We start from the raw sequence: 23,512 nt of genomic DNA on the forward strand, positions 1-23,512 counted from the left end.
CTGTACGGATCACCGGCAGCCCCCCTAGCAGCAATGACGCGCTCGATTCTCGCGAGCACTCACGCCGAAGTAACGACCAGAACGCCCATTTCCACCCTATTGAGTGATATTCGGAACGTGGGTCAGACATATGCGGGCATACGCGAGGGGCGCACCCGGAGATCCGGATGCGCCCCTGCGCTGTACCTACGGCCGCCGTTCGGGCGGCGGGCCGCGCGCTCGGTGTTACGCGCCGCGCAGGGCGGCTCCCGTGCGCTCGACGGCCGCGGCGACCGCGGCGTCGCGGGCGGCCGTGGCCTCCTCGGCGGTCAGCGTGCGGTCCGCGGCGCGGAAGCGCAGCGCGTAGGCCAGCGACTTCTTACCCGCGCCGAGCTGTTCGCCGGTGAAGACGTCGAACAGGCGCAGCGACTCGAGGAGTTCGCCCGCGCCGGAGCGCAGCGCGGCCTCGACGTCGGCCGCGGGGACCGACGCGTCCACGACGAGCGCGACGTCCTGGGTGGCCACCGGGAAGGCGGACACGTGCGGGGCCCGGGCGACACCGGTGCCCGCACGCTCCAGCAGGTCGAGCTCGAGCTCCATCGCGCAGGTGCGCTCCGGCAGGCCGAACGCCTTGGTCACGCGCGGGTGCAGCTCGCCGGCGCTGCCGACGAACACCTCCGCACCGTCGACCACCACGAAGAAGGCGGCGCACCGGCCGGGGTGGAACGGCGCCCGCTGGTCCTGGCGGACGATCAGCTCGGCACCGGCCTCGCGGGCGACCACGCGGGCCGCCTCGACGGCGTCCGCCCAGCCCGACGGGCGGCCCTGGCCCCACCAGCCGGGCAGCTCCCGCGCCCCGGCGAGGACGGCGGCCACGTGCCGCGGCTGCCGGGGCAGCGCGGCGTCGAGGCCGGCGATCTCCTCGTCGGTCGGGCGGCGGTCGACCGGCAGCCGGACCGCGCGACGCTCGTCACCGGTCGGCTGGAAGACCAGGCCGGTCTCGAAGAGCGCGAGGTCGCGCTCACCGCGGCCGTCGTTGCGGCGCAGGGCGCCGAAGAGCCCCGGCAGCAGCGTGGTGCGCAGCGCCGGCTCGGTGTCGGCGAGCGGGTTGACCAGACGCACCACGGAACGGCGCGCGTCGTCGGCCTCCAGGCCGAGGTGGTCGAGGGCCTCTTCCCCGATGAAGGGGTAGTTGGGCGCCTCGACGAAACCCGCGCCGGCGAGCGCGCGGCCGACCCGGCGGTGCAGGCGCTGCCGCTCGGTCAGGCCACGCCCGGCGGGGGGCTGCGGCAGGGTGGAGGGCAGGTTCTCGTAGCCCTCCAGACGGATGACCTCTTCGGCCAGGTCGTTGGGGTCGGTGAGGTCCGGCCGCCAGCTGGGCACGGTGACGATCAGCTCGTCCTGCCCGTAGACGTCGCAGCCGACCTCCTGGAGGCGACGGACGACGGTCTCCCGGCCGTACTCGACACCGGCCACCCGGTCGGGGTGGTCGGCGCTGATCGAGATGGTGCGGGGCCCGCTGGGGGCGACGATCTCGGTGACGCCGGCCTCGGCGCTGCCGCCCGCCAGCAGGACCATCAGGTCCACGGTCCGCTGGGCCGCCGCGGAGGCGGCGTTCGGGTCGACACCGCGCTCGAAGCGCTTGGACGCCTCGGAGGACAGCTTGTGGCGACGGGCCGTCCGCGCGATGGAGACGGCGTCGAAGTGCGCCGCCTCGACGATGATCTCGGTGGTGCCGCTGACCGCGCCCGTCTCGGGGTCGGCCGTGGCATCGGCGATCTCGGTGTTGGCCCCGCCCATGACGCCCGCGAGCCCGATCGGCCCGTTGTTGTCGGTGATGACCAGGTCCTCGGCGTCCAGCACGCGCTTGGTGCCGTCGAGGGTGACGAGCTTCTCGCCCTGCTCGGCGCGGCGCACGCCGATCGGCCCGTCGATGCGGGACCGGTCGTAGGCGTGCAGCGGCTGGCCCAGCTCGAGCATCACGTAGTTCGTGACGTCGACGGCCAGCGAGACCGGGCGCATGCCCGCCTTCTGCAGCCGGCGGCGGAGCCAGATCGGGGAGTGCGCCTCGGGGTCGAGACCGGTGACCGTGCGGGCGGTGAAACGGCCGCAGCCGGCCGGGTCGGCGACCTTGACCATGTAGCCGTAGCTGTTGGGCGCGGGTACGTCCAGCAGGGCCGGGTCGCGCAGCGGCAGCCCGTAGGCGGTCGCCGCCTCGCGGGCCACGCCGCGCATCGACAGGCAGTAGCCCCGGTCGGGGGTGACGGCGATGTCGAGGACCTCGTCGACCAGCTCGAGCAGCTCGATGGCGTCGGTGCCCACCTCGTGCTCCGGCGGCAGGACGATGATGCCGCCCGTGCCGTCGTCGCCCATGCCCAGCTCGTCGCCCGAGCAGATCATGCCGTGGGAGGTGCGGCCGTAGGTCTTGCGCGCGGCGATCGCGAAGTCGCCCGGCAGCACGGCGCCGGGGAGCACCACGACGACCTTGTCGCCGACGGAGAAGTTGCGCGCGCCACAGACGATCTCCTGCGGCTCGCCCGTGCCGTTGGCCTGGCCGACGTCGACCGTGCAGAAGCGGATGGGCTTGCGGAAGCCCTCCAGCTCCTCGATCGTGAGGACCTTGCCGACGACCAGGGGGCCCTGGAGGCCGGCGCCGAGCTGCTCGACACGCTCGACCTCGAGGCCGGCGGCGACGAGTTTGGCCTGCACGTCGCGACCGGTCTCACCGGCCGGCAGGTCGACGTATTCCCGCAGCCAAGAAAGCGGGACCCGCATCAGATCTCCATCCCGAACGGCCGGGTGAAGCGCACGTCACCCTCGACCATGTCTCGCATGTCTTCGACGTTGTGGCGGAACATCAGCATTCGCTCGATGCCGAACCCGAAGGCGAATCCGCTGTACTTCTCCGGGTCGATGCCCGCGGCGACCAGCACCCGGGGGTTGACCATGCCGCAGCCGCCCAGCTCGATCCAGCCCTCGCTGGAGCAGGTGCGGCAGGGGCGGTCGGGGTTGCCGACCGACTCGCCGCGGCACACGTAGCACCGCATGTCCATCTCGGCGGACGGCTCGGTGAACGGGAAGTAGTTCGGCCGCAGCCGGGTGGTCACACCGGCCCCGAAGAGCGCCTGGACCATGTGGTCCAGGGTGCCCTTGAGGTCCGCCATGGTCAGGCCCTCGTCGATGGCGAGCAGCTCGACCTGGTGGAAGACCGGGGTGTGCGTGGCGTCCAGCTCGTCGGTGCGGTAGACGCGGCCCGGGCAGATCACGTAGATGGGCGGCTCGCGGTCGAGCATGCTGCGGACCTGCACCGGGGAGGTGTGGGTGCGCAGCACGACGCCGGAGTCGGCCTTGCCGTCACCGTCCTGGACGAAGAAGGTGTCCTGCATGGCGCGGGCCGGGTGGTCCGGCTCGAAGTTCAGGGCGTCGAAGTTGAACCACTCGGCCTCGACCTCGGGGCCCTCGGCGACCTCGTAGCCCATCGCGACGAAGACGTCCTCGATGCGCTCGGAGAGCGTGGTCAGCGGGTGCCGGGCGCCGGTGGGGACGCGGTCGTACGCCAGGGTGACGTCGACGGCCTCCTCGACCAGCACGCGGGCGTCGCGCTCCGCCTCCAGCTCCACCTGGCGGGCGGCGAGCGCCTTGCTCACGGCGCCGCGGGCCATGCCCACGCGCTTGCCGGCCTCGGCCTTGGCCTGCGGCGGGAGCGCGCCGATCTCGCGGTTGGCGAGGGACAGCGGCGACGCGGGACCGGTGTGCGCGATCTTCGCCTCGTGGAGGGCCTCGAGGTCGCCGGCGGCGGCGAAGGCGGCGAGCGCCTCGTCCCGCATCCGCTCGATCTCTTCCGGTTTCAGTGCCTCGACCTCGACAGGGTCGTACGACTTATTGGGTGCGGACATCTCTTCCCGTGCTTCCGATTGGCTGGCTTCGCTTCGCTGCGCGGCTTTGCCCGACTGAGTTGGTGCCCAAGGTCGTGCCAAAGGTGCCAAAGGTCGAGTCTAAAGGGCGCGGGTGGTCGGGTGGGCCCGCGGGCTGCGCTCAGGCCTGGGTCAGAAAGGCCGGGGCGCCCACGGGCAGGGTAAATCGGAACTGCGCGCCACCGTGTGGGGTACGTCCCACCGTGATCGTCCCACCGTGCGCCTCGACGATGCCCTTGACGATGTAGAGGCCCAGGCCGGTGCCGCCGCGCTTGCTGCCCCGCCAGAAGCGGGTGAAGACGCGGCCCATCGACTCCTCGGGGATGCCGGGGCCCTCATCGCTCACGGTGACCGCCGTTCCCTCCGTGTGGGCCTTCATCCGGGCCGGTGCGACCTCTATGGTGACCGTTCCCTCGCCGTGGCGCACCGCGTTTTCCAGCAGGTTGCCCAGCACCTGGTCGATCTTGTCGGGATCGGCCCAGAGCGCGGGCAGCGGCTCCACGACGCTGACCCGGAACCGCTCGGCACGCTGTCCGGCCGTGGTGTGGGCCTGGACGTGCCGGCGGACGGCGCCGACGATGTCGACGGGCTGGCGGCGCACCTCCAGGCGCCCGGAGTCGATCCGGGAGATGTCGAGCAGCTCGGCGATGAGCCGGTTGACCCGGTCGGCGTCGGCGTCGACGGTCTCCAGCATCAGCCGCTTCTGGTCGTCGGTGAACCGCTCCCACTTCGCCAGCAGCGTCGCGGTGAAGCCCTTGACGGAGGTCAGCGGCGAGCGCAGCTCGTGGGCGACGGTGGCGATCAGCTCGGCGTGGCTGCGCTCGGTGCGCCGGCGCGCCTCGGTGCCGCGCAGCTGGACGACGAGCCGGACCACGGGCCCGTTCGGCCGCTCGCGGACGTACCGGGCGGAGACGAGCACCTCGCGGCCGCCGGGGAGCAGCAGCTTCCGCTCCGGCTGGCCGACCCGGGTGCTGAGCCCGCCGTAGGGATCGGTCAGGGTCCACCAGCGGCGGCCGTCCAGATCCTCCAGCGGCAGGGCCCGCTCCAGCGGCCGGCCCAGCGCGTCACCGGCCCGGACGGCCGTGATGCGGGCCGCGGCGGCGTTGAAGCAGGTGACCCGGCCGGTGTCGTCGGCGACGACCAGCCCGTCCGGCAGGTCGTCGGGGTGCAGCCCGAGCCCGCCCGCGCCGGTGACCGGCGTCCCGTGGGAACCGTGGGAGGCGTCCGGACAGGTGTCGGCCACTCTCCCGGAAGTCCTGACGTTCACAACCCGCACCCCCTCCCGAGCCCCCGGACCGCAACCCTACTAGCTGGAGGTCACGGAGCGGCACCCTCCGGCTGCACGCTGCGCACGGGCGGAGGCATACAGGCACACGGCGGCGGCCGTCGCGAGGTTCAGGCTCTCGGCCTTGCCGTGGATCGGTACCCGTACCACCTCGTCGGCGAGCGCCCGGGTCTCCTCCGGCAGGCCCCACGCCTCGTTGCCGAAGATCCAGGCGGTGGGCGTGCCCATCGTGCCCCGGTCCAGCTCGGCGTCGAGGTCGATGCCCGCGCCGTCGGCGGCCAGCACCCGGACCCCGGCGTCCCGCAGCCCGCGCACGGCCTGCTCGACGGGGACCCCGACGGCGACCGGCAGGTGGAACAGGGAGCCCACGGAGGCCCGTACGGACTTGGGGTTGTACAGGTCCACCGAGGCGTCGGTCAGCACCACGGCGTCCGCGCCGGCGGCGTCGGCGCAGCGCAGGACCGTACCGGCGTTGCCGGGGTCGCGGACGTGCGCGAGGACGGCGATCAGCTTGGGGCGGGCGGCGAGGATCTCCTCGAAGGGCGAGTCGAGGAAGCGGCAGACGCCGACCAGGCCCTGCGGGGTGACCGTCTGCGAGAGCTCGGCGATCACGTCGTCCTCGGCGTAGTGCACCCGGACCCCGGCGGCGCGGGCCGCGTCCGTGATCTCGGCGTGCCGCTCGGCGGCCTCGACGGTCGCGAACAGCTCGAGGAGGGTGGGCTCGCCGCCGCTGCGGTGCTCGATCGCCTCGCGCACCGCCTGGGGGCCCTCGGCGATGAACCGTCGCTCCTTGACCCGGAAATTGCGCTTGGCCAGCCGGCGGGCGGCGATGACGCGGGGAGAGCGCGGGGAGATCAGCTCGGGGGTGCCCATGGACGGCGGCTCACTTCGTAGTCACGAGAGGACGGCGGGAGAAAGGGGCGCGGCGGCGCGGAACGGGACGGCGCAAAAACGATGGACCCGCAGGCCGCGGGGGCCTGCGGGTCCGATCGACTGCCTGGGGCGCCGGATCAGGCGGCGGCCTTCGGGGCGTTGACGTCGGCCGGCAGAGCCTTCTGCGCGACCTCGACGAGCGCGGCGAACGCGTTCATGTCGTTGACCGCGAGCTCGGCCAGGATCTTGCGGTCCACCTCGATGTTGGCGGCCTTCAGACCCTGGATGAGGCGGTTGTACGTCATGCCGTTCTGGCGGGCAGCGGCGTTGATGCGCTGGATCCACAGCTGACGGAAGTCGCCCTTGCGCTTCTTGCGGTCGTTGTAGTTGTAGACCAGGGAGTGGGTGACCTGCTCCTTGGCCTTGCGGTACAGGCGCGACCGCTGGCCGCGGTAGCCCTTGGCCGCCTCGAGGATCGCCCGGCGCTTCTTGTGGGCGTTGACTGCCCGCTTGACGCGTGCCACTTGTTAACTCCTTGTAGCGGGGCCGCGGTGGATTCTCACGCGGCCCGAATTCGATTGGGTCCCGGTCCGACGCGCACCCCGGGCGAGCGGGGTGCGAAACGTCACTTGCCGAGAAGCTTCTTGATCTTCTTGGCGTCGCCCGGGGCCAACTCGACGGTGCCGGTGAGGCGGCGCGTCAGCTTGGACGACTTGTGCTCGAGCAGGTGGCGCTTGCCGGCGCGCTCGCGCATGACCTTGCCGGAGCCAGTGATCTTGAAGCGCTTGCTGGCACCGGAGTGCGTCTTGTTCTTCGGCATGCGCCGTATCTCCTCGTCGGTGGCACTCCCCCCGGCCCGGAAGACGGGCGCACGGGAGCGTCAGCTTGGTTCGGTTGGTGCCCGGGGCGGTGGCCCCGGGCCGGGTAATCCGGGGCCACAGGGCCCCCTGGATCACGCCTCTGCAGGCTCCTCGGCGGACTGCTCCTGCTCGGCGGGCTGCTCCTGCTCGGTGGAGACACCCTGGCGCTCCGCCTTGCGAGCGGCCTGCGCCTCGCGGGCTTCGGCCATCGCCTCGGTCTTCTTCTTGTGAGGACCGAGAACCATGATCATGTTTCGGCCGTCCTGCTTCGGGTTCGACTCGACGAAACCGAGGTCCTGGACGTCCTCCGCCAGACGCTGCAGCAGTCGGTAGCCCAGCTCGGGGCGGGACTGCTCGCGACCACGGAACATGATCGTGATCTTGACCTTGTCGCCCTGCTTGAGGAACCGGACGACGTGACCCTTCTTGGTGTCATAGTCGTGCGGGTCGATCTTCGGCCGGAGCTTCATCTCCTTGATGACCGTGTGCGCCTGGTTCTTGCGCGCCTCACGGGCCTTCATGGCCGACTCGTACTTGAACTTGCCGTAGTCCATGAGCTTGCAGACCGGCGGCCTGGCGGAAGCGGCGACCTCGACCAGGTCGAGGTCGTACTCCTGCGCGAGCTCAAGGGCCTTGGCGAGCGGCACAATGCCCACCTGCTCGCCGCTCGGACCGACGAGTCGCACCTCGGGGACGCGAATCCGGTCGTTGATGCGGGGCTCGGTGCTGATGGGGCCTCCTAGGTAGCACCACACGGTTGTCTGGCGGACAGCCGCGTAACGTCTGTTCGGGATGACCCCCGCGTCGTGATTCGTGACGCAAAAAACGCCCCGGACGGGACACAGGCAGGGGCTCCTCAAACACCGGGAGCACCGCCGCGATCAACCGCGAGGCGCATCGGGCAATTCCACATCGTCCGTACGGAACGATGGGCGTCGCCTGACCGGAGACCTGCCGACCCGGGGGTCGTGCGAGGTGGGAGATCGGAGCCTCCACTTGTGGGCCGGGCACGCAAGTGTCCAGCCGGTCGAGGTCCAGCATAGCAGTGACCCGGCCCGGTCCCCACTCGGGCGAACCCGGGCCCTAGGCTGGGGCCCATCGGCCGGGACACATCGTCCGGCACGAGAAACGTCCGGCACAAGGGCTCGTACTTTCGATCCCGTACGAGCGGCCGGACCCGAAGCGGAAGAGCAACGATGAGCGACGCCACCCCCGAGTCCACCCCGTCGGCCCCCTCCGAAGGGGCGCCGGACTTCGACAGCATGACCCGTGACATCGCGGACGTGCCCGCGGTCGAGGTGATCACGACGGTCGCGGTGCACTTGATGAGCTCGGCGGCGGTCAACCTCGGCCTCGCCGAGGAGGGCGAGGACCACAAGGACCTGGACGAGGCCCGGAAGCTGATCACCGCCCTCGCCGGGCTGGTCACCGCCAGCGCCACCGAGGTCAGCAACTTCCACGCCGGACCGCTGCGCGACGGCCTGAAGTCGCTCCAGCTGGCCTTCCGCGAGGCCTCCGTCGTACCGGACGAGCCGGGCAAGGGCCCGGGCGAGCAGTACACCGGCCCGGTCTTCGGCTGAGTCCCGCTCCCGGTCCCGGCGGCCTCAGGCCGCCGGGCGGGGCGCCGTGGAGAGCTCGTCCGCGAGGTTGGCCGGCCCCGTGCGGGGATGGGTGACCCGGTGCGCGTAGGCCGCGAGCGCGGCCCCGATCGGCGGGGCGACGAGGAACAGCCACAGCTGGGAGAGCGCCCCGCCGCCCGCGAAGAGGGCCGGGCCGAGGCTGCGGGCCGGGTTCACGGACGTACCGGTCAGCGGAATGCCCACCAGGTGGACCACCGCGAGGGTCAGGCCGATGGGCAGCCCGTCGAAGCCCACGACGGCGACCTTGTGGGTCACCGACAGGACGACGAGGACCAGCACGAAGGTCATCGCGACCTCCGCGAGGAACGCGCCACCGGTGTTGAGGTGCACGGCCGACCGGTCGGCGAAGCCGTTGCTGCCGAAGGCGCCGTCGGTCTGGAGCCCCGGCACCTGCTTGGCCAGCAGGAACAGCAGCGCCGCCCCCACGATGCCGCCGAGCAGTTGCGCGATCCAGTACTCCAGCGCCGTACGCCGGGTGATCCGCCCCTCCAGCAGCAGGCCGAGCGTGACCGCCGGGTTGACGTGAGCGCCCGAGATGGGCCCGAGGGCGTACGCCAGGGCCAGAAGAGTGAAGCCGAAGGCCAGCGCGATGCCGAGCACGCCGATGTAGTCGGCCGCGAGGACCGCGGATCCCACGGCGAAGAAGACCAGCAGCAGGGTCCCGAGGAATTCGGCCGCGACGGTCCGTGTCTGCACGGGGTCGAGCCGGTCGAGCCGCAGTGATCCCAGTTTCACGGCGTCCATGGCGTCCTCCCGAGGATCTCGTGGACTGTCCTCGCATTGTCGGACGATCTCCGGCCGGGCGCCTCTCGGCTTCGCAGCCGGCGGGCGCTGAGCTCAGCCGCCGAGCCCGTCCGGCGTTCGAGGACACAGCACAGCAGCCCGTCCGGCGCTTGAGGGCGCGCCCGCAGGGCGCCCGCCGCCGCAGGCGGCAAAGACGGCCGGTGGCCGAAGACCCGCCGGACCCCCGGATCAGTGCGGAGCAGCCCGCAGGGGGTCAGCGGCTGAAGAGCGGTTCCCCAGGTGCTGCCGCCCCGGGCGGCAGCAGGGCCAGGTCCAGCCCCTTGACGAGCCGGGACCGCAGCACGTCGTCCGCCGCGAGGGCCTCCGCGACCTTCCGGACCACCTCGGCGGGTACGGCGCCGTCGGCCAGGGTGAGCGCCAGGGTGCCGTCGGCGTCCGCGGAGGGCGCGAGGTGCGCGCGCAGCACCCCGGCCTCGTCGGCCAGCACGGACCGCAGGGCGTCGGTGACGGCCGGGTCGGCCGACGGGTCCGCGCTGTCCCGCCCCTCGGCCAGGGCCAGCAGGGCCGGGCCCGTCAGCTGGTACGACACGGGCCCCGCGAGGTCCAGCACGATCGTGTCCGCCTTCTCGTGGGCGGCCGCCTGGAGCGCCTGGTGCAGGGGCACGGCCACGGGGCGCGCGTCCGCGCGCCAGCGGGCCAGGGTCTCGATGGAGGTGAACGCGGGCAGCGCCTTGCGGCCGTCAGGGGCCTGGAGCGTCGGCACGGCCATGTCGCTGGTCTTCTCGCGCCGCAACCCGTCCGGCCCGGTCTCCACCTCACCGAGCACGGCCACCACCGGCACGAGCAGCCGTGCGGCCCGCAGGGCGGCAAGGACGCCGGCCTCGGCTTCGGGGTCGGCCGACCAGGCGGCGAGCGCCGCCGCGAGGGCGGGATCGGCGGAGCCGTTGTCGTCGGAGAAACCGGGGTCCGGGATGTTCTTTCGCTCCACGGTTTGAGCCTACCGGCCGGTGATGAGGGGCTTTACGGGTGCCCCCGGGGCTTTGACCGATGCCGCTGTGCGGCGCCGTTTCCGCCGGCGCGGAGCCGAATCCGCTGCGCGGGGCTGTGACAGGTCGGTGTCGGGCCTCCGGGGGCCTTGTGTGGGGCTGCTTCGCTATACGCCCCACACAAGGCCCCCTCCGACCCGCCCCCTCCTGCCGGTGGGGGGAGAAAGAACCAGTGGGCGCCCCGCGCAGCGGACACCACACCGCGCCGGCGGAAACGGCGCCGCACCCGGCAACCGTCAAAGCCTCACGCAGTGGACACGGCGACGGCCACGCCACAGCACCACCGCTGCGCACAGCAGCGTCACCCCCGCCACGGCCGCCCCCCAGGCCGGCAGGCCCACCGTGGGGCCCGCGGAATCGGATTCCGGCCGCGGGCCCGGCCCGAAGTACCGCCCCGCGTAGTCGCGGGCGACCCGCGGACCAGGCGCCTCGGGGCGCAGACGCGCGCCGCGCTCGATCGCCGCGGCGGGGTCGACCAGGCCGGCGCCCAGCGCATCCGTGCGGCCGCCCCGCGGAGCGTCCCGGGCCGTGGACGTGAGCAGGCCGCGGATCTGTGCGGGGCTCAGGCCCGGGTGCGCGGCGCGGACGAGGGCCACCGCGCCCGAGACGAAGGCGGCGGCGGCGCTCGTGCCCCAGCCCTCGTAGTAGCGGCGGTCGGGGTCGGCGATGACGACGTCGACGCCGGGCGCGCTGACGGCCGCGTACCAGCGGCGGGTGGAGAACGAGGCGCGGCTGCCGTAGCGGTCGACGGCGGCCACGGCGATCACGCCGGGGTAGGCGGCGGGGTAGGAGACGTGGTCGCCGTGTTCGCCGCCGTTGCCGGCGGAGGCGACGACGACGGCGCCCTTGCTCAGGGCGTACCGGACGGCGGCGTCCTCGCGCGGTTCGGGGTGCGCGGAGTCGCTGTCGTCGCCGAGGGACAGGTTGATCACGTCGGCGCCGTGGTCGGCGGCCCAGCGGATGCCGTCGGCGAGGGCGCCGCCGCGTGCGGTGCGGGCCCGGGGGCGAGCCGGGTCCTTGTCCTCCAGGATCACCCGGACCGGCAGGATCTTCGCTTCCGGGGCGATGCCGAGGACTCCGTCGGCGTTGTCGTCGCCGTGGCCGCGCCCGGCGATGATGCCCGCCATGGCGGTCCCGTGCCGGGCCCACGCGCGGTCGCCCCGCCGTGCGCCGAAGCCGATGAGGTCCTCGCCGGGCAGGACCTGGCTCTTGAGGTCGGGGTGTTCCTCGTCGACACCGGTGTCGAGGACCGCGACGGTGACCCCCGCGCCCTTGGTCGTCTTCCATGCGTCCTGCGTGCGCAGGGCGTCGAGGGCCCACTCCTGGGCCCGTATGGTGTCGGCCCGGGCGGGCCCGGCGGGCAGGGCGACGAGAGTGGCGGCGGCCAGCGCGGTGACGGCGCGGCGGACGCCGTCCCGGGCCGGGCCGGCCGGCCTGCGCACCGTCATCGAGGGGTCTCCTGAGGTCGTGTCATGGCGTGCCGGAAGCCTTGTTCCAGTCGGTCGGCGAGCGCGTTCGCGTCGTGGCCGAGGCCTGCCTGGGCGGGGGCGGTGGTCGCGCCGGGGCGGGCGGCTTGTTCGGCGGGCTGGGGCGGGGTGCCCGTGCGGGCGTCGGCGAAGCCGGTCACGGCGTAGACGACGGCCGGGGCGTCGGTCAGGACGCTGATGCGCCAGCTGGCGCGCTGGGCGTCGCCGAAGCGTTCGGCCGCGGTGCCCTTCGGGGCGTACGGGCGGGGCATCAGATCCGGGCGTTCGCCGAGGCGTTCGTCGGTGAACCGCTTGCCCAGGGAGCGCATGCCGGCGGCGTCGGCGTCGGTGACGAGCAGACCGACGGTGGTCACCCGGGTCGACGTGGCGTCGGTGTACGCGGCCCGCAGCAGGCGCTTGCAGCCGACCGGCGCCAACGCCCTGGCCAGCAGGGGGTCGAAGGCGCCCACGCAGCCGGCGTCGGCGGCGACGCCGATCCGGGTCCAGTGCCGGGCCGCACCACCGGGACCGGCCGTGGCGCTGTGAATGGTGCGGGGGAAGAGGGTGTCCACGGGCACGGTCCGCCAGAGGTCGGCGCCGCGCGCGTAGGCGGCCTGGGCCGCGCCGCGCTCCCCCGGGCCGGTGGTGAGCCAGGTGCCGGCGACGGCGCCGCCGATGAGGCCGAGGCCGAGTACCGCGCACGCGGCGGCCGCGGCCGTGCGCCCGGGCCGCCGGTGGGGGTCGCCGGGCCCGGCGCCCGGTGGCGGCGCGGGGACGCGGCGCCATGGCGGGGGCGGCCATGCGTCCGGGGCCATGACGGGCAGGGGGGTCCGGGCGAGGGGGGCGGACGACGGCATGGGGTCCGCTTCGGTGCTCAACTTGCGCTCCCCCTCGCGAGCCGGCTCGCCGTACCGCCCGATCGCCCATCGGGACAGGTCGGTTCGTATCCGTACAACCCGCCACCGGCAGGTGGCCCGTGGCGTGCGCGAACACTCTACGGGGCGGGGATCCGCACGGGCCATTCGCCCGTACCGGCCCTCTGTTCAGGGGTGATTCCCTCTGGCAGGCTGCCCGCCATGGCTGCTCACACCGTCGGTTCCGCCGCCGACCGGGTCCGCTACGACCGGGCGACGGCCCATCTGGACGCCCCGCTGGCCGTGGTCGACCTCGGGGCGTTCGACGCCAACGCCGGGGATCTGGTGCGGCGGGCGCGGGGGAAGCCGGTCCGGGTGGCGAGCAAGTCCGTGCGCTGCCGGGCGCTGCTGGAGCGGGTGCTGGCGCGCGAGGGGTTCGCGGGGGTGATGAGCCATACGCTGGCGGAGTCGCTGTGGCTGGCGCGTTCGGGCCTCGACGATGTGTTGTTGGCGTATCCGTCGGCCGACCGGGAGGGCTTCGCCGAGCTGGTCTCGGACGCCAAGCTCGCGGGCGCGGTCACGGTGATGGTGGACGATCCGGCGCAGCTGGCGCTGATCGACGCGGCGCGGGCCGGGCTGGGCCGGACCGAAGAGGTGCGGGTGTGCCTGGAGTTGGACACCTCGCTGCGATTACTGGGCGGCCGGGTGCGGATCGGTGCGCTGCGCTCGCCGCTGTGGGAGCCGGGGGCGCTGGCGGAGCTGGCCCGGCTGATCGACCGTCGGCCGGGGTTCCGGCTGGTGGGGCTGATGGCGTACGAGGCCCATGTGGCGGGCGTCGGGGACGCGGTCGCGGGGCGGCCGGTGCGGTCGCGGGCGGTCCGGCTGATGCAGGCGGCGGCGCGCAGGGAGCTGGCGGTCCGTCGGGCCGAGGCGGTGCGGGCGGTACGGGCCGTGGCGGAGCTGGAGTTCGTCAACGGCGGCGGTTCGGGCAGTGTGCAGCACACCGCGGCGGAGGCGGCGGTCACGGAGGTGGCGGCGGGGTCGGCGCTGTACGCGCCGCGGCTGTTCGACCACTACACCTCCTTCCGGGGCCGTCCGGCCGCGCTGTTCGCCCTGCCGGTGGTGCGCCGCCCGGGGGTCGGGGTGGTGACCGTGCTGGGCGGCGGCTATCCGGCGTCGGGGGCGGCGGGCGCGGACCGGCTGCCGGTGCCGTATCTGCCGGCGGGGCTGCGTCTCGACGCGCGGGAGAGCGCGGGCGAGGTGCAGACGCCGCTGATCGGGCAGCCCGCCGACGATCTGCTGGTGGGCGACAAGGTGTGGTTCCGGCACGCGAAGGCCGGGGAGCTGTGCGAGCGTTTCGCGCTGCTGCGGCTCGTCGACGGCGACCGGGTGGTGGAGAGCGTGCCCACCTACCGGGGTGAGGGCCGCACCTTTCTCTGAGGGCCGTCGGGTGACGAACGGAGCGGGGGCCGGCGTCGACGCCGGCCCCCGCTCCGTTCGTTGTCCGCTCCCGCTCAGTAGGCGAGGTCCAGCTGGTCGGGGATGACCGAGCCGTCGGCGCGGCGCACCGGGCCGTGCGTGCCGTCCTCGTTCGTGGCGCCGGCGGTCGCGCACGGGTAGCTGCCGGACTTGCGCGGCATGGGCTCGATGAACATCGGGTTGGCCACCCAGCGGCCGTCCGCGTCGTCGAAGGCGCGGCACATCAGCTCGGCCTTGTTGCGGTTGATGGCGACGTGGGCACCGGTCGCGTCGTTCACGAACGTCACATCGGTGTCGGCGTCACCGGCGCCGAGCGCGATGCGGTGCGCGTAGTCCTGCTGCTTCCAGGCCTTGGCGCCCTTGATCTTGAAGATCTCCTGGTTGATCATGCAGCGCTTGCCGTCCATGTACGGGAGCGCCCCGCCGGGGCCGTCCGCGACGCCGCCGCAGCCCTTGATCCCGGGGGTGAGGCGGCCGCGGTCGAGGATGCTGCGGATGCCGATGGTGTGCTTGCGGTCGAGACCGACACCGCTGGACCACGCCTCGGCGATCGGCTCGGCGGAGGCGGAGACGATGTAGACGTCGAAGCCGGCCGCCTTGAGCGTACGGATCAGGTCCTTCTGCTGGTCGTAGTAGCGGACGTAGCCGGCGAGCGTGTGCGTGCCGACGGTCTGCTTGGTGCCGATGGGCGCGGCGAGCTGCTCGGCGCGCGCCTTCTTGGCGAAGTGCGTCAGCGCGGCCGGGGTGTGACCGCTGAACAGCTGCGGGATCCAGGCGTACGCGGGCACCGTGCGCCGGTGGTTCCAGTCGCCGGCGAAGGCCGCCTCGCCGGCCATGGTCTGCGACTTCTCACGGATCTCGAAGATCTCGTCGGCGCAGGCGGTGTTCTTCGAGGTGCGCAGCGGCTTGCCGACCGGTACGGACGTACCGCACGCCTTGGTGAGGGCCTTGTCGGCGGCCGGGGTGAGCCAGGCGCTGGTGTCCTTCCAGCTCTTCGGCCGCAGGATCCTGTCGTGCTTGAGGGCCCAGGCGAGGGTGGCATCGGTGATGTCGTTCTTGACGACCGTGTTGTCCCAGTCGAAGGCGGCGACGGGGCGGGGGCCGCCCTTGCCGGAGCACGTGCCGCGCTCGTCGATCATCTTCTGGAGCTTGGCGCGGTTGTCGCCGAACCACTTGATGTTCTTGTCGAGCTGCGGGCAGTGCGACCGGGGCGCGGCGGCGGGGGCCGCGGCGGTGGCGGGCACCGAGGCGGTGAGGGCCGCGGTGATCGCGAGACCGATGACTATGGCGTGCTTGTTACGCATACGTCCTCATTGGCGCATGGGGGCAGGACACACACCGGGACCGGCCGGACGGCCGGTCCCGGTACTGATCATGGACCTTACAGCGGGGTGACGTACGCGCCCGCGATTCCTCCGTCGACGAGGAAGTCGGCGGCGTTCACGAAGGACGAGTCGTCGCTGGCGAGGAAGGCCACGGCGGCGGCGATCTCGTCGGGTTCGGCGAACCGGCCCACCGGCACGTGCACCAGCCGGCGCGCGGCCCGCTCGGGGTCCTTGGCGAAGAGCTCCTTGAGCAGCGGGGTGTTGACCGGCCCCGGGCACAGGGCGTTGACGCGGATGCCCTCGCGGGCGAACTGCACGCCCAGCTCGCGGGACATGGCCAGCACGCCGCCCTTGGAGGCGGTGTAGCTGATCTGCGAGGTGGCGGCGCCCATCCGGGCGACGAAGGAGGCGGTGTTGATGATGGAGCCCTTGCCCTGGCGCTGCATGTAGGGCAGCGCCGCCTTGCAGCAGAGGTAGACGGAGGTCAGGTTGACCTCCTGGACGCGCTTCCAGGCGTCGAGTCCGGTGGTGAGGATGGAGTCGTCGTCGGGCGGGGAGATGCCGGCGTTGTTGAAGGCGATGTCGACCGAGCCGTAGGTGTCGAAGGCGGCCTTGAAGAGCGCCTCGACCTCGTCGGGGTCGGTCACGTTCACCTTGACGAAGAGCCCGCCGACCTCGGCGGCGGCCGCTTTGCCGGCCGTCTCGTCGATGTCGGCGCAGACGACGTTGGCGCCCTCGGAGGCGAGCCGTCGGGCGGTGGCCAGGCCGATGCCGCTGCCGGCTCCGGTGATGACGGCGGTGCGGCCGACGAGTCGGCGGCAGACGGGGGTCTGGTCGGTCAAGGCAGTGGCCTTTCTCTGGCTGGGACAGCGTGGGGGCGGTGCATGAGGAGAGGGGTGGGCCGGGACGGCCGCCGATGTGGCCGTCCCGGAAGCCCGGCGGCTCAGGCCCCCGGGGCCTTCGCCGCAGACTTTCGTGGATCGGCGAGCGGTGCTCGGTGCGTGCGACCGCGCCGCGATGGATCGTTCTCGTGCCGGGCTCGTGCCGGGCTGTTCGGACGGCTCGGCCAACGCCACGAGCGCGCGTGCCGGGTGTCGTGGGCCCGGGAGGTTCCGCCGGACAGGCCTAGGTGCTGAGGAACACGTTCTTGGTCTCGGTGAAGGCGGCCAGCGCGTCGGGCCCCAGTTCCCGGCCGAGGCCGGACTGCTTGAAGCCGCCGAACGGCGTCCAGTAGCGGACGCTGCTGTGGGAGTTGACGGAGAGGTTGCCCGCGGCGACGCCCCGCGAGACGCGGACGGCCCGGCCCACGTCCCGGGTCCAGATCGACCCGGACAGCCCGTAGGGGGTGGCGTTGGCGATGCGTACCGCGTCCGCCTCGTCCTCGAAGGGCAGGACGACGGCCACGGGCCCGAAGACCTCCTCGACGGCCGCGCGGTCGTCGGGGGAACCTTCCAGGACGGTCGCCGGGTACCAGAAGCCCTTGCCCGTGGGGGCATCGCCGCGGATCGCCGCGGGCGCGGACTCGGGGACGAAGGACCGTACGCGCTCGCGGTGCGCGGCCGAGACGAGCGGGCCCATCTGGGTGGCCGGGTCGGTGGGGTCGCCGACCACGAAGCCCTTCACCGCGGGCTCCAGCAGTTCCATGAAGCGGTCGTAGACGCTTCGCTGCACGAGGATGCGGCTGCGGGCGCAGCAGTCCTGGCCGGTGTTGTCGAGGAACGAGCCGGGGGCGCTCGCGGCCGCCTGCTCGAGGTCGGCGTCGGCGAAGACGATGTTGGGGTTCTTGCCGCCGAGTTCGAGGGTCACGCGTTTCACGTTCGCCGCGCACTTGGCCATGATCTGCTTGCCGACCGCGGTGGAGCCGGTGAAGACGACCTTGGCGATGCCGGGGTGCTCCACGAGGGCGTCGCCCACGACGGGCCCGTCCCCCGGGAGGACCTGGAAGAGGCCCTCGGGCAGTCCGGCCGCCAGCGCGAGTTCGGCCAGCCGCAGGGCGGTGAGCGGGGTGGTCTCGGCCGGTTTGAGGAGGACGGCGTTGCCCGCGGCGAGCGCGGGGGCGAGGCCCCAGGCCGCGATGGGCATCGGGAAGTTCCACGGGGCGATGACGGCGATGACGCCGAGCGGCTCGTGGAAGGTGACGTTCAGCCCGCCGGCGACGGGGATCTGGCTGCCGGTGAGCCGCTCGACGCCGCCCGCGGCGTAGTCGAGCAGGTCACGGACGTTGCCCGCCTCCCAGCGGGCGTTGCCGACGGGGTGGCCGGCCTCCCGGACCTCCAGGAGCGCCAGCTCCTCGAGGTGGCTGTCGACGACGGCGGCGAAGCGGCGCAGTTGCCGGGCCCGGTCGCCGGGGGCGAGCGCCGCCCACCCGGCCTGGGCCCTTGCGGCCCGCACGACGGCGGCGTCGACGTCCTCCGGCGTGGCGGTGGGAACGGTCGCCACGACCTCTTCGGTCGCCGGATTGATGATCTCGTGCACGTACAGCTCCTGGTTGTTCGCTTCTCGACCACTCGGCGAAAGCGCGGGGCTCGTTGTCGTCCGCGACCCGGCCGCCTCGCGTGCGCCGCTCACGCGCGTCCTTACATCCGCTCGAAGGAGCGGAACCGCTCCCAGTCCGTGACGGCCGCGTCGTACGCCTCCTGCTCGACGCGTGCCATGTGCAGGTAGTGCTCGACCACCTCGTCGCCGAACGCGGCGCGCGCTATGGGGCTGTTGCCCCACAGTTCGGCGGCCTCGCGCAGCGTCGTCGGCACATGGGCGGCGTCGCCGGTGTAGGCGTTGCCGGTACAGGCCTCGGGCAGCTCCAGCTCGTTCTCGACGCCGTACAGGCCGGCGGCGACCATGCCCGCGACGGCGAGGTAGGGGTTCACGTCACCGCCGGGCAGCCGGTTCTCGAAGCGGTGCGAGGGGCCGTGGCCGACGACGCGCAGGGCGCAGGTGCGGTTGTCCGGGCCCCAGGCGACGGCGGTGGGCGCGAAGGAACCCGGACGGAAGCGCTTGTAGGAGTTGATGTTCGGCGCGTACAGCAGGGTGAAGTCGCGCAGGGCGGCGAGCTGTCCGGCGAGGAAGTGCCGCATGGTCTTCGACATGCCGTACGGGCCGTCGTCGTCGGCCAGCACCGGCGCCCCGGTCTCGTCGCGCAGCGAGAGGTGGATGTGGCAGGAGTTGCCCTCGCGCTCGTCGTACTTGGCCATGAAGGTGAGCGCCATGCCCTCCTGGGCGGCGATCTCCTTGGCGCCGGTCTTGTAGACGGAGTGCTGGTCGCAGGTGGTCAGGGCGTCGTCGTAGACGAAGACGATCTCGTGCTGGCCGAGATTGCACTCGCCCTTCGCGGACTCCACCGTCATGCCGGCCGCGCCCATCTCGTTGCGGATGCGGCGCAGCAGCGGCTCGACGCGGCCGGTGCCGAGGACGGAGTAGTCGGCGTTGTACTGGTTGGCGGGGGTCATGCCGCGGTAGCCGCGGCCCCACGCCTCCTCGTAGGTGTCCTTGAAGACGATGAACTCCAGCTCGGTGCCCGCGTAGGCGGTCCAGCCGCGTTCGGCGAGCCGGTCGAGCTGGCCGCGCAGGATCTGCCGGGGCGAGGCGAGGACGGGGGAGCCGTCGTGCCAGGCGAGGTCGGCGGTGACGAGCGCGGTGCCGGGGTTCCAGGGGGCGAGGCGCAGGGTGGCGCTGTCGGCGTGCATGGCGAAGTCGCCGTAGCCGCGCTCCCAGGACGACATGGTGTAGCCGGCGACGGTGTTGAGGTCGACGTCCACGGCGAGGAGGTAGTTGCACCCCTCGGTGCCGTGCTCGAGGACCTGATCGAGGAAGTACCGGGCCGCGAACCGCTTGCCCTGGAGCCTTCCTTGCATATCGGTGAAGGCGAGGACGACAGTGTCGATCTCCCCGCGGTCGACGAGCATGCGCAGCTCCTCGACGGCGAGCGGGGGCGTGCGGTCTGCCACAGTGTTGCCTCCTGTCGGTGCGACCGGAGGTCTTAAGGTAGGCCCGTAGACCATTGATTGGGAAGGGGCTTCATGAACTCGATGGACGCGGCGGGCGGAAGCGGTGCGGACCGGCTGGCGCCGGTACTGCGGCCGGTCCGCGCGGGCAACGGCTTCGAGGAGGCCCTGGAGCAGATACTCCAGATCGTGCGCCTGGGCCTGGTCGCGCACGGCGAACGACTGCCCGCCGAGCGCGAGTTGGCCGAGCGGCTCCAGATCAGCCGGGTGACGCTGCGCGAGGTGCTGAAAGTGCTCCAGGACCAGGGGCTGGTGGAGAGCCGGCGCGGCCGGTACGGCGGCACGTTCGTCCTCGATCGCCCGGCGGCGCCGGCCGCGACCGGCGCGGAGGAGCTGCGGCGGCGGGTGGCGACGGTGGACGTCGAGGACACGCTGCGCTTCCGCGAGGTCCTGGAGGTGGGCGCGGCCGGACTGTGCGCCGCGCACGGGCTGACCCGCGACCAGGGCGCCCGGCTGCGCGGGGCGCTGGCCGCCACCCACGACGCGCCGCTCGCCGACTACCGCCGGCTGGACACGATGCTGCATCTGACCCTCGCGGAACTGTCCGGCTCCCCCTCCCTCGCCGCCCAGTACGCCGCGGTCCGGGCTTCGGTCAACGACCTGCTGGACTGCATCCCCCTGCTGGTGCGGAACCTGGAGCACTCGCAGGCGCAGCACACCGCGCTGGTCGAGGCGGTCCTGGACGGGGACGCGGACGGGGCGCGCGAGGTGATGCGGGAGCACTGCTGCGGCACGGCGGCCCTTCTGCGGGGATTTCTCGGCTGAGTAACGCGCTGGTAACCAGCGTTTTACGCAAGGGGGTTGCTTTTCGGTCGACGCCACGGCAAAGGTATGGCGCAAAACCTTTACCCCCGAGGCAGGAGCGGCTCATGGCCGATCGCACGGAGTCACCCAGCGCACCGCCGGCCGCCCCGTCCGGGGAGGGCTCCGACTCGCAGGCCTATCTGGACAAACGCACCCTGCGCCGGGGCAGCGCGGGCCCCCTGCTGCTCACCGGCCTGGGCGTGGCGTACGTCGTCTCCGGTGACTTCTCCGGCTGGAACTTCGGTCTCGCGCACGGCGGCTTCGGCGGACTCGCCATCGCCGCCGTCCTGATGGGCCTGATGTACACCTGCATGGTCTTCGCACTCGCCGAGCTGGCGTCCATCCTGCCCACCGCCGGCGGCGGTTACGGCTTCGCCCGCCGTGCGCTCGGCCCCTGGGGCGGTTTCCTCACCGGGACCGCGATCCTCATCGAGTACGTCCTCGCGCCCGCCGCGATCTCCCTCTTCATCGGCGACTACGTCGAGTCGCTGCACCTGTTCGGCCTCACCTCCGGCTGGCCGGTGTACCTGGCCTGCTTCGTCATCTTCATCGGCATCCATCTGTGGGGCGTCGGCGAGGCCCTGCGGTTCAGCTTCGTGGTCACCGGCATCGCGGTCGCCGCGCTGCTGGTCTTCGCGGTCGGCGCGTTCACCGACTTCGACGCCGGGCGGCTGCACGACATCCCCGTCGACCCGGACGCGTTCGGCGCCTCCTCCTGGCTGCCGTTCGGGCTGCTGGGCATCTGGGCGGCGTTCCCGTTCGGCATGTGGTTCTTCCTGGGGGTCGAAGGCGTGCCGCTGGCCGCCGAGGAGACCAAGGACCCCGCGCGCACCCTGCCGCGCGCCATGGCCACCGCCATGGGCATCCTGCTGCTCCTCGCCCTGCTCACCTTCCTCGCCTCCACGGGCGCCGGCGGCGCCGACGCCATGAAGGACGCGGGCAACCCGCTCGTCGCCGCGCTCCAGGACGACGGCCACCCCACCACGCTGGGCCGCATCGTCAACTACGCGGGGCTCGCCGGGCTCGTGGCCTCCTTCTTCTCCCTCATCTACGCCGGCTCCCGGCAGCTCTTCGCCCTCTCCCGGGCCGGCTACCTGCCCCGCTTCCTCTCCCTCACCAGCCGCCGCAAGGCCCCCTATCTCGGTCTGCTGGTGCCCGGCGCGCTCGGCTTCGCCCTGGCCGCGGCGAGCGGGGACGGGGCGCGCATGCTCAACGTCGCCGTCTTCGGCGCCACCATCTCGTACGCCCTGATGTCGCTCTCCCACATCGTGCTCCGCCGCCGCGAACCCGGTCTCGCCCGCCCGTACCGCACCCCCGGCGGCGTCGTCACCTCGACGGTCGCCTTCGTGCTGGCCTGCTCGGCGCTGGTGGCCACCTTCCTGGTGGACGTCACCGCGGCGGTCATCGCCCTGTGCGTGTACGCCGTGGCCGCGGGCTACTTCGCCTTCTACAGCCGGCACCGGCTGGTGGCGAGCGCCCCCGAGGAGGAATTCGCCGCACTGGCCGCGGCCGAGGCAGAGTTGGCACGCGAATGACCACGCCGCCGCGTACGGACGCGGGCGGGGCAAGGGGAGGAAGAACGTTGGACAACCAGCCGCTGATCGGTGTCACCACGTACCTCACGCAGGCCCGTTGGGGGGTGGCGTGGGACCTCCCGGCCGCGCTGCTCCCGGCCGCCTACCCCCGGTACGTACAGCGGGCCGGCGGCCTGGCCGTGATGCTGCCGCCCGACGACCCGGCCACCGCCGCCGCGGTGGTCCGGCGCCTCGACGGTCTGGTCCTCGCCGGCGGCGAGGACCTGGACCCGGCGCTGTACGGCGACCGGCCGCACCCCCGCGCGGGCGCCCCGGTGCCCGAGCGGGACCGCTGGGAGCTGGCGCTGCTGGCCGCCGCGCTGGAACAGGACGTACCGGTGCTCGGCATCTGCCGCGGCATGCAGCTGATGAACGTCCACGCCGGCGGCACGCTCATCCAGCACCTGCCGGACGAGGTGGGGCACGAGGACCACAACCCGGTGGCGGGTTCCTTCACCGAACATCCGGTCAAGCCGGTGCCGGGCACCTTCACCGGCGGGCTGCTGCCCGAGAGCTGCGACGTGGCCACCCACCACCACCAGGCGGTGGACCGCCTCGGCGAGGGCCTCGTCGCGACGGCCCACGCGGAGGACGGCACGGTCGAGGCCCTGGAGTACCCGGGCGATTCCTTCCGGGTGGGCGTCCAGTGGCACCCGGAGGCCCGGGACGACCTGCGTCTGATCGAGGCCCTGGTGCACGCCGCGGCCCGGCGGGGCTGAGCTCCCGGACGGGCCGGGCTCAGCGCGTCAGCCCCAGGAGGTCCCGGGCCGGGCCCGTGGGGCGGTGGCCCGTGGGCCAGACGGCGCGCAGGTCGCGGCGGAGGCCCACGCCCGGGACCGGGATCTCCACCAGACGGCGGGCCGCCAGCTCCTCGCCGACGGCCAGTTCGCTGAGGACCGAGGGGCCGGCACCACTGACGACGGCCGCCTTGGCGGCGGTCGTCGAGGCCAGTTCCAGCAGCGGCTCCGCCACGCCCCCGTGCGAGGCCAGCGCCGCGTCCAGGACCTGCCGGGTGCCCGAGCCGCGCTCCCGGAGGATGAGCGGGGTCGCCGCCAGTTCCGCCGCGTCCAGCGGGGCGCGGCGGCGGGCCCACGGGTGGCCGGGCGCGGTGACGACCACGAGCCGGTCGTGGCCGATGACCGCGCCGTCCAGGCCGGGCGGCACCGCCAGGCCCTCGACGAAGCCGAGGTCGGCCTCCGCGGCCAGCAGCCGCTCGGCGACGGCCGACGAGTTCCCGGCGAGCAGCGAGACCGCCGTGCCGGGCCGCGACGTCCGCAGGGCGATCAGCCAGCCCGGCAGCAGATACTCCGCGATGGTCATGCTGGCCGCCACCCGCAGCCGCGAGTCCCGGCGGCCCCGCAGCGCCTGCGCCCCGGCGTCGAAGGCCTCGGCCGCCTCCACGATCCGCCGGGCCCAGTCGGTGACGAGCACCCCGGCGTCGGTCAGCCGTGAGCCGCGCGGGGACCGCTCGACGAGCGCTACGCCGAGCATCCGCTCCATGGTCCGCACCCGGCTGCTGGCGGCCGGCTGGGTGATGCCCAGCTCCCGCGCCGCCCGCCCGAGGCTCCCCAGCCGCGCCACGGCGAGCAGCAGCTCCAGCGCCCCGAGGTCCGGCACCCGGTGCGCGAGCATCCCGCCGGGCGGGACGGCGGTCTCCGACGACGGCCG

21 protein-coding genes are annotated in these 23,512 nt (G+C 73.1%); 5 read left to right on the plus strand and 16 right to left on the minus strand.

Translation table 11 applies throughout. From position 1 onward, the window contains the following. Positions 1-225 precede the first annotated feature (225 nt). The 7 genes from pheT to infC all read right to left on the minus strand — a co-directional run bounded on the left by pheT (position 226) and on the right by infC (position 7,666). On the minus strand, positions 226-2,754 hold the full coding sequence (pheT, locus tag FHS38_RS12740) for a phenylalanine--tRNA ligase subunit beta (protein ID WP_184733636.1): 2,529 nt from the start codon (positions 2,752-2,754) through the stop codon (positions 226-228). Next, the gene (gene pheS / locus FHS38_RS12745) at positions 2,754-3,875 is read right to left on the minus strand and encodes a phenylalanine--tRNA ligase subunit alpha (protein ID WP_184733637.1); all 1,122 of its coding nucleotides are present in this window, start codon (positions 3,873-3,875) and stop codon (positions 2,754-2,756) included. Before pheS ends, pheT begins: the two co-directional genes overlap by 1 nt. 139 nt (positions 3,876-4,014) lie before the next feature. After that, positions 4,015-5,064, minus strand: a complete 1,050-nt coding sequence (locus FHS38_RS12750; RefSeq protein ID WP_221494956.1) for a sensor histidine kinase — start codon at positions 5,062-5,064, stop codon at positions 4,015-4,017. Positions 5,065-5,199: 135 nt separating this feature from the next. Then, positions 5,200-6,051: a TrmH family RNA methyltransferase gene (locus tag FHS38_RS12755; RefSeq protein WP_184733639.1), complete on the minus strand. Its 852-nt coding sequence runs from the start codon at positions 6,049-6,051 to the stop codon at positions 5,200-5,202. A gap of 137 nt (positions 6,052-6,188) precedes the next feature. Beyond that, a complete protein-coding gene (gene rplT, locus FHS38_RS12760; protein ID WP_102921913.1) occupies positions 6,189-6,575 on the minus strand; it encodes a 50S ribosomal protein L20 in 387 nt (128 codons plus the stop codon). Positions 6,576-6,676: 101 nt separating this feature from the next. Further along, complete coding sequence (gene rpmI, locus FHS38_RS12765; protein WP_184733640.1) at positions 6,677-6,871, minus strand: 50S ribosomal protein L35; 195 nt, start codon at positions 6,869-6,871, stop codon at positions 6,677-6,679. A gap of 132 nt (positions 6,872-7,003) precedes the next feature. After that, positions 7,004-7,666 (minus strand): translation initiation factor IF-3, encoded by a 663-nt coding sequence (gene infC, locus FHS38_RS12770; protein WP_184733641.1) that lies wholly within the window; start codon positions 7,664-7,666, stop codon positions 7,004-7,006. Between the two features lie 441 nt (positions 7,667-8,107). On the opposite strand from infC, the gene FHS38_RS12775 reads away from it, so the two are divergent. After that, on the plus strand, positions 8,108-8,491 hold the full coding sequence (locus tag FHS38_RS12775; protein ID WP_184733642.1) for a DUF1844 domain-containing protein: 384 nt from the start codon (positions 8,108-8,110) through the stop codon (positions 8,489-8,491). 24 nt (positions 8,492-8,515) lie between these two features. Here FHS38_RS12775 and FHS38_RS12780 read toward each other — a convergent pair whose 3' ends face one another. The 4 genes from FHS38_RS12780 to FHS38_RS12795 all read right to left on the minus strand — a co-directional run bounded on the left by FHS38_RS12780 (position 8,516) and on the right by FHS38_RS12795 (position 12,685). After that, the gene (locus FHS38_RS12780) at positions 8,516-9,247 is read right to left on the minus strand and encodes an MIP family channel protein (protein WP_184733776.1); all 732 of its coding nucleotides are present in this window, start codon (positions 9,245-9,247) and stop codon (positions 8,516-8,518) included. 301 nt (positions 9,248-9,548) lie between these two features. After that, positions 9,549-10,283 (minus strand): SseB family protein, encoded by a 735-nt coding sequence (locus FHS38_RS12785; protein WP_184733643.1) that lies wholly within the window; start codon positions 10,281-10,283, stop codon positions 9,549-9,551. 294 nt (positions 10,284-10,577) lie between these two features. Next, positions 10,578-11,789, minus strand: coding sequence for a type VII secretion-associated serine protease mycosin (gene mycP, locus FHS38_RS12790; protein ID WP_184733644.1), 1,212 nt, complete (start codon positions 11,787-11,789; stop codon positions 10,578-10,580). Continuing rightward, positions 11,786-12,685 (minus strand): hypothetical protein, encoded by a 900-nt coding sequence (locus FHS38_RS12795; protein ID WP_229822408.1) that lies wholly within the window; start codon positions 12,683-12,685, stop codon positions 11,786-11,788. The genes mycP and FHS38_RS12795 overlap by 4 nt, the downstream gene beginning before the upstream one ends. Before the next feature lie 198 nt (positions 12,686-12,883). Here FHS38_RS12795 and FHS38_RS12800 point away from each other — a divergent pair, with 198 nt between their 5' ends. Next, positions 12,884-14,101, plus strand: coding sequence for an alanine racemase (locus tag FHS38_RS12800; protein ID WP_184733645.1), 1,218 nt, complete (start codon positions 12,884-12,886; stop codon positions 14,099-14,101). A gap of 74 nt (positions 14,102-14,175) precedes the next feature. On the opposite strand, the gene FHS38_RS12805 is transcribed toward FHS38_RS12800, so the two are convergent. The 4 genes from FHS38_RS12805 to FHS38_RS12820 all read right to left on the minus strand — a co-directional run bounded on the left by FHS38_RS12805 (position 14,176) and on the right by FHS38_RS12820 (position 19,409). Beyond that, complete coding sequence (locus FHS38_RS12805; RefSeq protein WP_184733646.1) at positions 14,176-15,444, minus strand: HAD family hydrolase; 1,269 nt, start codon at positions 15,442-15,444, stop codon at positions 14,176-14,178. A 77-nt stretch (positions 15,445-15,521) separates the two neighbouring features. After that, positions 15,522-16,307, minus strand: a complete 786-nt coding sequence (locus FHS38_RS12810; protein WP_184733647.1) for a 3-oxoacyl-ACP reductase — start codon at positions 16,305-16,307, stop codon at positions 15,522-15,524. 283 nt (positions 16,308-16,590) lie between these two features. Beyond that, a complete protein-coding gene (locus FHS38_RS12815) occupies positions 16,591-17,940 on the minus strand; it encodes an aldehyde dehydrogenase family protein (RefSeq protein ID WP_373301803.1) in 1,350 nt (449 codons plus the stop codon). A gap of 101 nt (positions 17,941-18,041) precedes the next feature. Next, positions 18,042-19,409 (minus strand): glutamine synthetase family protein, encoded by a 1,368-nt coding sequence (locus FHS38_RS12820; RefSeq protein WP_184733648.1) that lies wholly within the window; start codon positions 19,407-19,409, stop codon positions 18,042-18,044. A gap of 72 nt (positions 19,410-19,481) precedes the next feature. On the opposite strand from FHS38_RS12820, the gene FHS38_RS12825 reads away from it, so the two are divergent. The 3 genes from FHS38_RS12825 to FHS38_RS12835 all read left to right on the plus strand — a co-directional run bounded on the left by FHS38_RS12825 (position 19,482) and on the right by FHS38_RS12835 (position 22,563). Beyond that, complete coding sequence (locus tag FHS38_RS12825; protein WP_373301804.1) at positions 19,482-20,231, plus strand: FadR/GntR family transcriptional regulator; 750 nt, start codon at positions 19,482-19,484, stop codon at positions 20,229-20,231. Between the two features lie 104 nt (positions 20,232-20,335). Continuing rightward, positions 20,336-21,805 carry an ethanolamine permease gene (gene eat, locus FHS38_RS12830; RefSeq protein ID WP_184733649.1) on the plus strand — a complete coding sequence of 490 codons (1,470 nt, stop codon included), beginning with the start codon at positions 20,336-20,338 and terminating at the stop codon, positions 21,803-21,805. Between the two features lie 47 nt (positions 21,806-21,852). Beyond that, positions 21,853-22,563, plus strand: a complete 711-nt coding sequence (locus FHS38_RS12835) for a gamma-glutamyl-gamma-aminobutyrate hydrolase family protein (protein WP_229822410.1) — start codon at positions 21,853-21,855, stop codon at positions 22,561-22,563. 19 nt (positions 22,564-22,582) lie between these two features. Here FHS38_RS12835 and FHS38_RS12840 read toward each other — a convergent pair whose 3' ends face one another. Beyond that, positions 22,583-23,476, minus strand: a complete 894-nt coding sequence (locus FHS38_RS12840) for a LysR family transcriptional regulator (RefSeq protein WP_229822436.1) — start codon at positions 23,474-23,476, stop codon at positions 22,583-22,585. Between the last annotated feature and the right edge of the window lie 36 nt (positions 23,477-23,512).

Origin of the sequence: Streptomyces netropsis (genome assembly GCF_014203545.1) — a bacterium.
Taxonomy (GTDB): domain Bacteria; phylum Actinomycetota; class Actinomycetes; order Streptomycetales; family Streptomycetaceae; genus Streptomyces; species Streptomyces netropsis.

Excerpts from the sequence above, each read along its gene's own strand:
- pheT (WP_184733636.1), bottom strand. The coding sequence starts at position 2,754 with ATGCGGGTCCCGCTTTCTTGGCTGCGGGAATACGTCGACCTGCCGGCC.
- FHS38_RS12840 (WP_229822436.1), bottom strand. The coding sequence starts at position 23,476 with ATGCTCGCGCACCGGGTGCCGGACCTCGGGGCGCTGGAGCTGCTGCTC.
- rpmI (WP_184733640.1), bottom strand. The coding sequence starts at position 6,871 with ATGCCGAAGAACAAGACGCACTCCGGTGCCAGCAAGCGCTTCAAGATC.
- FHS38_RS12800 (WP_184733645.1), top strand. The coding sequence starts at position 12,884 with ATGGCTGCTCACACCGTCGGTTCCGCCGCCGACCGGGTCCGCTACGAC.
- pheS (WP_184733637.1), bottom strand. The coding sequence starts at position 3,875 with ATGTCCGCACCCAATAAGTCGTACGACCCTGTCGAGGTCGAGGCACTG.
- FHS38_RS12775 (WP_184733642.1), top strand. The coding sequence starts at position 8,108 with ATGAGCGACGCCACCCCCGAGTCCACCCCGTCGGCCCCCTCCGAAGGG.
- FHS38_RS12755 (WP_184733639.1), bottom strand. The coding sequence starts at position 6,051 with ATGGGCACCCCCGAGCTGATCTCCCCGCGCTCTCCCCGCGTCATCGCC.
- mycP (WP_184733644.1), bottom strand. The coding sequence starts at position 11,789 with ATGACGGTGCGCAGGCCGGCCGGCCCGGCCCGGGACGGCGTCCGCCGC.
- eat (WP_184733649.1), top strand. The coding sequence starts at position 20,336 with ATGGCCGATCGCACGGAGTCACCCAGCGCACCGCCGGCCGCCCCGTCC.
- FHS38_RS12825 (WP_373301804.1), top strand. The coding sequence starts at position 19,482 with ATGAACTCGATGGACGCGGCGGGCGGAAGCGGTGCGGACCGGCTGGCG.
- FHS38_RS12805 (WP_184733646.1), bottom strand. The coding sequence starts at position 15,444 with ATGCGTAACAAGCACGCCATAGTCATCGGTCTCGCGATCACCGCGGCC.